The sequence below is a fragment of the Bacillus sp. JJ1474 genome (assembly GCF_036965225.1).
Classification (GTDB): Bacteria; Bacillota; Bacilli; order Bacillales; family Cytobacillaceae; genus Cytobacillus.
Window position 1 is genome coordinate 1 of the sequence record NZ_JBALPC010000095.1, and the last position, 10,096, is coordinate 10,096.

Here is a 10,096-nt window from a genome sequence, read left to right on the forward strand (position 1 = left end):
CTGGAAATGGTTTGCGGTGATTTTCGCAGTGGCCACATTGCTTGCAATGGCTTTCTTGATGCCAGGTATTCAGGCAAATGCAATTGCAGATACAGTTCATAACGCTTTTGGTCTCGATAAAACAGTTACTGGTTTAATCGTTGTCGCACTTGTTGGTTTTACTATTTTTGGCGGTGTTAAGCGTATTGCTAAAGTTGCAGAATGGGTCGTTCCTTTCATGGCAGCTGCTTATGTATTAATTGCACTTATTATTATTGGATCTAATTTTGCCGATATTCCAGCAGTTTTTGGACTCATTTTTAAAAGCGCTTTCGGAGCTGAAGAAATGTTTGGCGGTATTATTGGTTCAGCTATTATGTGGGGAGTAAAACGCGGTCTATATGCGAATGAAGCTGGTCAAGGTACAGGTGCTCACCCAGCTGCGGCTGCTGAGGTATCCCACCCTGCTAAGCAAGGTCTTGTGCAAGCGTTTTCAATTTATTTAGATGTATTCTTAGTCGTTACAGCGACTGCATTGATGATTTTATTTACACAACAATACAATGTAATCGACGAAAAAACTGGAACAGTACTAACTGAAAACCTTCCAGGAGTTGAACCAGGAGCTGGTTACACTCAAGCGGCAGTTGATACGCTCATTCCAGGATACGGTGCAGGATTTGTTGCCATTGCTTTATTCTTCTTTGCCTTTACGACTATTTATGCTTATTACTATATCGCGGAGACAAACTTGGCCTATCTAGTACGTGGTAAATTCAAGGGAATTGCTTTTATTGCACTAAAACTCATCCTTTTAGGTACCATTTTCTTTGGATCAGTAAAAACTGCAACAACAGCATGGGCAATGGGCGATATCGGACTCGGAATTATGGTATGGCTAAACTTAATTGCGATTCTATTGTTATTTAAACCAGCGCTTATTGCTTTAAAGGACTATGAAGAGCAGCTTAAGGAAGGGAAAGATCCAGAATTCAATTCGTCTAAATATGGAATTAAGAATGCTGAGTTCTGGGAAAATGGCTATCAAAATCCTGAAAATAAAAAAAGGGATAAGGTATCATAAAGTGAACTTCTAACCGTGCGGATCCTTCGGATAGTTAGTTATATTAGGAAAGCACCAAGCACCAGCTTTAGTGGCTGGTGCTTTTCTAATGACAAATTTTCCAAACGAGAATGTTCTTAATAATGAGTGTTAATTAACATATAAACCTCTTACTCTTTTTAACTAACTGCGACTTTCTCTACATGGGGATTGTCATGGGAAACAAGGGCGTATTTTTCCCATTTTCTGCTTTTCCATCTAAAGTACATGATGATGGCTCGAGTCCACTCGTCGGCTGCAATTGCTAACCAAACGCCTGGTAAGCCAAGATCAAGGTAAAACACAAAGAAATAACCTAAAGAGAGACTCATTCCTACCATTGAAAACACACCAATGATGACAGGGAAGGTCGCATCTCCTGCTGCACGTAAAGAATTTATGACTACAATGTTAATCGTGCGCCCCGTTTCCAGTAGAATACTTAATAGTAAGACGCTCGCACCTAAACGAATGATCTCAGGATCATCTGTGAACAGCGCCATTAACGGTTCGCGAAGTATGATGACGATGGCTACGATTATCAAAGTAGCAGCACTCGCCCATTTTAAACTTTTCCAAACCCGGACATAGGCTTCATCCTTTAGATTTCCGCCAACAAGCCGACCGACGATGATCGATGTTCCCATCCCGATGGCTAAGGCAAATAAATACATGAACATAGAAATATTTGCTGCATACTGTCTTGCTGCAAGTGAGTTCTCACCGAGAAAAGTGACATAAAATAAGAAGACGATTTGGCATGATTGATACATAACCTGCTCGAAGGCAGAAGGCAAACCGATTTTTAATATTTTCCCAATATATTCTCGTGATAGGTTGAAATAATATTTAATTTCAATGCGGATTTCCATGATTCGATAGAGGAGCCAGAAGAATACAAACAGTGCAAGAAGGCGGCTTAATACGGAAGAAATAGCCGCACCTTGGACACCTAACTCTGGGAATCCAAACTTCCCAAATATTAAACAATAGTTTCCTATAATATGAATCACGTTCATACCAAGTGAGACAAGCATCGCCTGCTTCGTGAATCCATGAACACGAATGATTGCGGCAACTGAATTAATAAGTGCCTGCAAGAAGATAGCTCCACCGACAATCTTTAAATAGCTGTCAGCATATAGTAAGATATCTCCTGATAAATTTAATCCTTCCAATATATTTCTGCTGAAAAGAAGAAAAATCACACTGACAATTAAGCCAACCATTAAATTCATGACTATGGCTGTCGCAGATATTTTCGCGACCTCGGCCATTTTTCTTGAACCGATATATTGAGCAATAACGATAGCCGCACCGTTACCGACTACTTCTAAAATGAGTATGGAAATATGAAGATATTGATTTGCCGCGCCAACACCTGAAACAGCATTATCCGATATTGCACTCAACATAAACGTGTCAACAATACCCATAAGCATAAAAAGAAAAATTTCTAAAAATATCGGCCAAGTTAAGTAGAAGAGATTAAATTCCTTCTGTATTCTTGTTGCGTTTTTTACCACTTAGTTCACCTTTTCACAAAGAATTTAATCAAAACAAAAAGTATCTTATAACAATTTAAAGAGTGTTACAAGACTTTTTTTACTGTTTATGGAATGTAATTGTTAACAAAAGTGACAAGTACTGTTTAAGGGATAGTTTATTGGGGAATGGGTGGACAATTAAGGACATAAAGTAGGTGAAACCAACATTGTATGTCCTATAGCTAGGCTTTAAAGGACATAAAGAGGGTGAAACGCTCAAAGCATGTCCTATAGCTGGGCTTTAAAGGACATAAAGAGGGTGAAACGCTCAAAGCATGTCCTATAACTTGGCTTTAAAGGACACCAAGAGGGTGAAATGATCAAAGTATGTCCTTTAATCGAGGTGATTAAGGACAGAAAAAATATAACCGCCAAAGCGTTCATTAGAATGGCTGTCGCTCATTTTTTATCAATCTAAACTATTTTTCCAATAAACATTATTTAATTGGTGCGAATGTTGAGTAATTCAGTAATGGAATGATACACATTTATATAAAAACATGTAAAATCACAAATCCCAAAAATACAAAAGCCATGTAAAATGAAACTTTCTCCTTTTTCCTGATGCTTTCCATCTGCGTAATAAACCGCTAAATAACAAGATAATCAGGATCCCAATCGCTGCTGCCCCACTAACAGTTTTTGTATTCCAGAGATTAACAAAGCGTGTAGAAATCATCAATGCTGCATGGGCGATGATTAACAGAGTCGCAGTTATTGCAATTGGTATGTGGTATCTCATCATTTTCTTTGAAATTTTTGCAAGTTTTACTTTTACATTTCTTATTTTACTTTTCCTTATAAGGAGAAAGACGAAATACATATTTATATTAATTAAAAATAAAATAAATGCTGCTTGTGCTATGATTTTCCCCATCAAAATATAACTTGAATCATATCCTTGGTACAAGCTCCACAAAACAATGACGAGGATAGTAATGATATTAATGGTCAGCCATCTGGTGATCATATAAACCCTCCTCCACTTTAATAGAAAAAGGATGAGCAGACGAAACATCTTTTTTCTTCTTTAAAAACTGTTCATAAGGAGCTTGTGCTTTTTCATTTATACGCAATACCAATTAATGCAGGAGATTCAGTCGTATATGCCGATCCTTTAAAATCTCCAAATAACTGAACTCGTCCAAAACCAGCCATTTTTAGACTCTCATTGAGCTCATTTGAAGTTAATGGATACAGCTCGACACTATTTGAGAAGGTCTGAATGCCTGCTCCCTGATTGATCGTAATTGCTCCGTTGAATTTAATTTTATTTTCAAAGTGGTCATAGGTTCTCTTAAATGTAACTCCCTTATACGGCAATTCAATAAGCGGTAAATCTGTAATATGGTGTTGAAGGATACGATCATAATTTACAGTTTGAATAATTAATACGCCGTCTTCGGATAGCACATTCCATATTTTCTTTATGGACATACTTATCTCTTCAAATGATTCTAAATGAACAATAGAGTTTCCGATACAAATGGCAGCATCAAACGATCGATCATGAAAGTGATCTATGTTTCTCATATCTAATTTTAATGAAGATAAGTTCAGATGGTGATCCATTAGCTTTTGTTCAACTTTTTCAACCATCTTCTCATCTAGATCAACGGCTGTTACATGATAGCCAGCTTTCGCTAATTCAATCGCTTGGTTGCCTGCTCCGGCAGCAATATCTAGTAGTTTGATTTTTTTGTTTGCGGCGGCCTTAATAAATTCTAGTTGAGCTGGATTACTAGGAAATAGATCATCATAATATTGACTTAATACTTTATAAAAAGACATCTCTTATCCACCTCATCTTTAATAAGCTATTGTCCTATATACTTTCAATGCAAATTATAACCGATGTAAGAGATAAATCTAATGATAGAAATCACAGTCTTAATGATCCCTACTAAAAGCCAACATAATTGTAATTAATTGCGAAACTACAGGATTTGTTTGCAAAACGACTGAATTTATTTGGGAAACCACAGGATATATTTGCGAAATCACCTCATTTGTTTGCGTATGTAATTAAGAGCGAACAATCATAACTCATTGTTCGCTCTTACTCTTCAAACCATAAAATCCAACTGCATTTTCCCTAACAATAGAGTAAACGTCAGTAATCGGCACTCGCTTTAATCTGGAAATTTGCTCAAGGGATTTATGCATCATTTGTGGGTGGGTCTGCTTACCTGTAAAAGGACCTTCGAATGGCCAAGGTCCATCGGTTTCAACCATGATTTGCTCGAGTGGATACTTTTTGACAAGCTCCTTAATATCGTTTTCATAGAGTACATCTGGTGTGATGGATATGAAGTAGCCATTCTGAATCATCCGGTCAATCGTATACTCATCACCCTTGAACCAATGGAAATGTGCTTTTGAAATCGAGTGCTTTTCAAGAAGATCACAAACAATTTTAGCGTCTTCGTATACAGCGTGAAGCACAAGCGGTTTTTGCCATATTTTCGCCTTGATTGTTATTTCTTCTAACAATTCAAGATAGGGACTTAGTGGAAGATCCTGTTCTTGACGCAAATAATAAGGAAGCCCCACTTCACCAACTGCAATCATCTCGTCTTGATGATGATCCATCCAATTAATAAGCTTGATAAGCTCATATTCATGAGGAAGAGGCTGCTCTGGGTGATAGCCGTAAGCAGGGTAAACTTGTTGAAAATGCGAAGCAATTTCCTGTGTAGCCTTACATGATTTCAAGTCAAAAGAAACGGCAATAAGGGCTTCAATGGAAGGGTCACCTTCAATAATTCTGCTTAAATCTCGTTTTTCATATTGATCAAGATGAATATGGGCATCAATGATTTTTTTCATATCATTACTCCATGAACGATTTCAGTTCGTAATAGATTTTCCGTTTCCATTGTAAAAAGTCGCCCTCTAACAGTAGCTCTTCCTTACGTGGTCTAGGAAAAGGAATAACAAATTCAGCTGCAATGGTTGCCGGTTTATTTGAAAGAATCACAATCCGATCGGATAAAAACAAAGCTTCCTCAAGATTATGGGTGACAAACAAAACAGTTCGGCGATTATTTTCCCAGATGGATAATAGCCATTTTTGCATGTCCAGTCTTGTCAGTTCATCTAACGCTGAAAACGGCTCATCAAGCAAAATGATGGGCTGTGGACTAAGCAAAGCTCGAATAAAGGATACCCGCTGTTTCATGCCGCCGGAAAGCTCATGAGGATAAGAATTGGTATATTCAGCTAACCCAGCTTTTTCAATCATTTTTAAAGCTTTACTAGTATCCTTTGTTCCTTTTAGCTCTTGACCAAGAAGAACATTTTGTAAGACAGTTCTCCAAGGAAGCAAGCTAGGGGATTGCGGCATGTAGCTGACCGCACCTGTTTGGCTGTTGATTTTTTCACCCTTCAGTGTAATCGTCCCTTCATCAGGAGTGAGAATGCCGCCAATGAGCGAAAAGAGCGTACTTTTTCCACTGCCTGAAGGCCCAAGAATAGAGACAAATTCCCCTTCATTCACTTGTAAATTTAAATGACTAATGACATCTACATCGGCAAATTTTTTCGAAATATCTTGTATCGTTAAGACACTCATTTTAGTTTGCTCCTTTTGACTGCCAGCGGATAAGAAGTCGTTCAACCAAAACGATTACCGCAAAGAATAATAGGCTTAACGCCATGATTGCAAAGATAGCAACAAACACACGATCGGTTCGGAATGAGGAAGAAGCTAGTGTCATATACACGCCGATGCCTGATTTTGCCCCAAGCCATTCGGAAATAACGGCACCCATAATGCTATAAGTGGCAGAGATTTTTATTCCTGAAAAAATGGAGGGGAGAGCATGTGGAAGTTCCAGCTTCCAAAACAATTGGCTCTTTGTCGCACCAGCCATTTTCATGTAATGCCTTAAGTCAGGTGATGTTTGCTTAAATCCATCAAGTGCTGCAATCGTCACCGGGAAAAAACAAACAAGTGTAATGACTATCATTTTGGGCAATATCCCAAAACCAAACCAGATGACTAATAATGGGGCTAGTACGATCACGGGAATATTTTGCGAAAGAATTAGAAACGGATAAATAGCTTCTCGGACAAACGGCAGGAGATAGAGCAGGATAGCTGCGAAAAGCCCAATCCCAACACCGATCGCAAACCCTGTAACCCCAAGTCTTATCGTTGAAAGCAAATGTTCAGAAAAACTGGGAAAGCCTGCAATCGCTTCGGTCATAATCGTTGAGGGAGCAGGAAGCAGCCATTCTGGAATATCGGCTTTTTTAACGATAATCTCCCAAATGAAAAAGAAGAGAAGGAGAACGAAAACCGATCTCCATCCCTTAAAACGAATTATTTTCATTATCGATACTTCTCCGTTAACTGATTCATGGCTATGCCTGTTGGCTGATATAAAATTTTTACTTGAGAAATCACGTTTTTGCTGCCCATTTCAATCATTCGTTCATTCATTTTTTTGATCACATCAAATAGTTCAGAAAGCTCGCCTTCCATCGTTGTTTCTAACGGATGGACTTCATAAGTGACACCTGATTCTTCAATAATTTTTATCGCTTCATCCACATATGGAATCACGTCTTCTCCATTTTTTGTTTTCGGTATAATTTGAATGCTAACCAGGGAATTGTTCATCTTACAGTCTCCTCACTGTGGTAAATAATCGTTTGTAAAAGCTTTTTTTGCCTCAAGCTCTTTGTCTAATAATTGATTTTCAAACATCCAGCTTGCATAGTTTTCCCAAACTTCAAGTTTTTGCTCACCCCATCTTGGAGCATCATCTTGATAACGTGATGCTAACCACTCCTGACTTTTCTTCACAAGCTCTTGATCAAGATCAGGTGCTGCTTTTAATAAACTATCTGCTGCTTCAGATGGGTTATCGATCGCAAACTTGTAGCCTTTTGAAACTGCCTTCAAAAATTTCTTCACTTGTTCCGGATTAGATTGAAGCTTCTTTTCATTTGTTGCAAGAACTGGTGTATAGTAATCTAGTTTTTTACTATAATCGGTTAAATAGACCATATTAATCTTTTCGTCGCGAATTTCCGCTTCAATGCCTGTCCAGCCGTAATAAATCCATGCAAAATCAATATCTCGTTTTACAGCTGTAAAAAAGTCTGTATCCCCCATATTTACAATGGAAACATCTTCTACATTGGCATTTTCGATTTGCATCAATGAAGTAATGACTGATTTTTCAACTGGAGCTCCCCAGCCCCCGTATGTTTTTCCTGCAAAATCCTTTGGTGATGTAATATTTTTCTCCGCTGGGGAGGCAAATCCAGACGTATTATGCTGGATTACTGCTGCGATTGAAACTAAGGGCACCCCTTGAACACGTGCTTGTGTAATGCTTTCTTGATAGCTGACGCCAAAATCGGCTTTTCCAGAAGCAACTAGCTGATCTGCTCCCGCTTCACCGGGCATAATAATTTCCACGTCCAAGCCTTCTTCTTTAAAGTATCCTTTATCCTGTGCCACATATAAACCGGTGTGATTCGTATTCGGTGTCCAATCCAAAACAACCGTTACCTTTTCATTTTTTTCTTGTTGTTCCTTTGTTGAATCAGTGGATTCCTTTCCTCCAGCACATCCTGCGAGAAACAAGGTAGCCATTATCGTTGCAATCAACCATTTCATCATTTTTTCCTCCAAAGCTTTCATGATAGTTTCCAGAAAAAATAAAAAACACCCGGATGAGAACCCGCGCGTACATGAACAAACATATCTATACTTCATTCGAATATGTTTCCTCCGCTGGTGTTAACCAGATCAGGTTCAAAGGGTCAGCACCTCACAGGTACAGTCTCAACCGGTAACACCGGTTCCCCCACAATTCTAATGCTATTTATTTTTTCAGATACTTTATTATATCAAATAAAAGAGAGGGAAGTAGCATAATTATATAATCTTATTAGTAGGATCGGTTTTTTTACGGATGAACTTGGGGAATAAAGGAATATTGTCTACACGCGTTCTATGAATTATTCATTGCGATCATTTTGGGAGGGAACTTAGGAAAGAGCATTTTATGTAAGATTAGTGTCCGCCACAGCCCCCACAAGACCTACTATTCTAAAGGATAAAGAGCTATCCAATAAGTCTAGAAAAACTGACTTTCTGGATAGCCCAAAAATTCACAAAATCAAGGAAGACAAGTGGTTTAAGACCTTTGGAAAGACGCAGGGGAGTTTGTATTTTCTCTTGCTATAGCTGGTCTTGTCAAAGAAAAGACTGCAAATAGTAACGAGATAATGACAACGCCACTCCCAAACCAAGCTGTACTAGAAACAGTTCCGGAATTGTTTAACACAAGACCACCAATAGCTGATCCAAGTGAAATTCCGATTTGCAGAGCAGAGTTATTTAAGCTTTGCTGTATGTCGGACGTTGCCGGATCAATTTGAATCAAATAACTTTGTAGAGGTGGTGCCAAGGCCCAACTCAATGCTCCCCAAACCATCATCATTGGAATGAATAAGACAAGGGAAAAGGTTGTTAATGGCAATAAGCATAAACAAATCGCAAATGCACTGATAACGATCACAATACTTTTGTGAGTACCAATCCGATCCGAAAGTGTTCCACCGAATGCTCCGCCGCCTACTGCCGCAATACCAAATATAAAATAGAAGATACTGATCCAGTAGGAATTAAGATGAAAATTCGTCTCTAAAAATGGTGTGAAATATGCATAAACCGTATAATGTCCCGCCAGCATAAACACCGTAGAGAGGTGGGCACTGCCTATTTTCGCGCTGCCTGCTGCCTTTAATTGTTGGGAGAGCGGAATGGTTCTTTCCCCTGGAATACGCTCCAAGAATATTGAAATAAGCACCATTGATCCAATTGATAACGCGGCGATTCCAAGGAATATGATGCGCCATCCAAATATATTGGATAGAAGGATTCCCAATGGTACACCTAATACGAGAGAAGAACTTATGCCCATATAAATGAGACCTAAAGCCTTTGCTCGGTGAGAAGGGGCAACAATTTTCACAGCAATGGTCAAGGAAAGTACAACAATTAGTGCTGTACTAGCTGCAGTTAAAACTCTTGCAATCATCATAAAGGTATAATTCGGACTAAAATACGTCATGACATTTCCAAGGAAAAATATGAATAACGAAGCAAGATACAATTTTTTTCGTTCGATTTTGCTCGTTAACACAAGTAAAACAGGCCCTGCGATGGCGTATATAAGAGCGTACACAGTGATTAGCTGTCCAGCAGAGCTTAAAGAAATGTTAAAATCATCGGCAATTGTCGGCAATATCCCGCCAATGATCAATTCAACCAATCCAACCGCGATAGTTGATAATGCTAGAATAAAAACTTTCAAATTCATAATCTATTTCATGTCCTTTCTAAGCTGATATCAAAAGAAATAGGCTTTGAAGGTCTTTTTCTGAACAAAAAAAAATCCTGACTACAGAAAACGAATAGTTTCATTTTCTGTAGTCAGGATTT

The 10,096-nt window shown here is 38.5% G+C and carries 10 protein-coding genes and 1 riboswitch; of the genes, 1 reads left to right on the plus strand and 9 read right to left on the minus strand.

Annotated elements, in window-relative coordinates; all coding sequences use genetic code 11:
- Nucleotides 1–1,063: alanine/glycine:cation symporter family protein (locus tag V7164_RS13665; protein WP_335354342.1), on the plus strand; the 1,063-nt coding region annotated here is incomplete at its 5' end.
- A 158-nt stretch (nt 1,064–1,221) separates the two neighbouring features.
- Here V7164_RS13665 and V7164_RS13670 read toward each other — a convergent pair.
- From V7164_RS13670 to V7164_RS13710, 9 genes are all read right to left on the minus strand, one after another.
- A complete protein-coding gene (locus V7164_RS13670) occupies nt 1,222–2,607 on the minus strand; it encodes an MATE family efflux transporter (RefSeq protein ID WP_335354343.1) in 1,386 nt (461 codons plus the stop codon).
- Nucleotides 2,608–3,136: 529 nt separating this feature from the next.
- Complete coding sequence (locus tag V7164_RS13675) at nt 3,137–3,598, minus strand: hypothetical protein (RefSeq protein ID WP_335354344.1); 462 nt, start codon at nt 3,596–3,598, stop codon at nt 3,137–3,139.
- A gap of 92 nt (nt 3,599–3,690) precedes the next feature.
- Complete coding sequence (locus V7164_RS13680) at nt 3,691–4,419, minus strand: class I SAM-dependent methyltransferase (RefSeq protein ID WP_335354345.1); 729 nt, start codon at nt 4,417–4,419, stop codon at nt 3,691–3,693.
- A gap of 255 nt (nt 4,420–4,674) precedes the next feature.
- Complete coding sequence (locus V7164_RS13685) at nt 4,675–5,457, minus strand: TatD family hydrolase (RefSeq protein ID WP_335346848.1); 783 nt, start codon at nt 5,455–5,457, stop codon at nt 4,675–4,677.
- A 4-nt stretch (nt 5,458–5,461) separates the two neighbouring features.
- Nucleotides 5,462–6,202 carry an ABC transporter ATP-binding protein gene (locus V7164_RS13690; protein ID WP_335346847.1) on the minus strand — a complete coding sequence of 247 codons (741 nt, stop codon included), beginning with the start codon at nt 6,200–6,202 and terminating at the stop codon, nt 5,462–5,464.
- A gap of 1 nt (nt 6,203) precedes the next feature.
- The gene (locus V7164_RS13695) at nt 6,204–6,965 is read right to left on the minus strand and encodes an ABC transporter permease (protein ID WP_335354346.1); all 762 of its coding nucleotides are present in this window, start codon (nt 6,963–6,965) and stop codon (nt 6,204–6,206) included.
- Entirely contained in the window at nt 6,965–7,255 is a 291-nt protein-coding gene (locus V7164_RS13700; RefSeq protein WP_335354347.1) for an MTH1187 family thiamine-binding protein, read from the minus strand. Before V7164_RS13700 ends, V7164_RS13695 begins: the two co-directional genes overlap by 1 nt.
- 12 nt (nt 7,256–7,267) lie before the next feature.
- Nucleotides 7,268–8,266 (minus strand): ABC transporter substrate-binding protein, encoded by a 999-nt coding sequence (locus V7164_RS13705; RefSeq protein WP_335354348.1) that lies wholly within the window; start codon nt 8,264–8,266, stop codon nt 7,268–7,270.
- A gap of 89 nt (nt 8,267–8,355) precedes the next feature.
- Nucleotides 8,356–8,465: riboswitch (TPP riboswitch) on the minus strand.
- A 321-nt stretch (nt 8,466–8,786) separates the two neighbouring features.
- Nucleotides 8,787–9,974: an MFS transporter gene (locus V7164_RS13710; protein WP_335354349.1), complete on the minus strand. Its 1,188-nt coding sequence runs from the start codon at nt 9,972–9,974 to the stop codon at nt 8,787–8,789.
- Nucleotides 9,975–10,096: the final 122 nt, after the last annotated feature.

Bases quoted from the DNA above. Each gene is read 5' to 3' on its own strand.
- V7164_RS13690 (WP_335346847.1), bottom strand. From the start codon at position 6,202: ATGAGTGTCTTAACGATACAAGATATTTCGAAAAAATTTGCCGATGTA.
- V7164_RS13680 (WP_335354345.1), bottom strand. From the start codon at position 4,419: ATGTCTTTTTATAAAGTATTAAGTCAATATTATGATGATCTATTTCCT.
- V7164_RS13700 (WP_335354347.1), bottom strand. From the start codon at position 7,255: ATGAACAATTCCCTGGTTAGCATTCAAATTATACCGAAAACAAAAAAT.
- V7164_RS13685 (WP_335346848.1), bottom strand. From the start codon at position 5,457: ATGAAAAAAATCATTGATGCCCATATTCATCTTGATCAATATGAAAAA.
- V7164_RS13695 (WP_335354346.1), bottom strand. From the start codon at position 6,965: ATGAAAATAATTCGTTTTAAGGGATGGAGATCGGTTTTCGTTCTCCTT.
- V7164_RS13710 (WP_335354349.1), bottom strand. From the start codon at position 9,974: ATGAATTTGAAAGTTTTTATTCTAGCATTATCAACTATCGCGGTTGGA.
- V7164_RS13675 (WP_335354344.1), bottom strand. From the start codon at position 3,598: ATGATCACCAGATGGCTGACCATTAATATCATTACTATCCTCGTCATT.
- V7164_RS13705 (WP_335354348.1), bottom strand. From the start codon at position 8,266: ATGATGAAATGGTTGATTGCAACGATAATGGCTACCTTGTTTCTCGCA.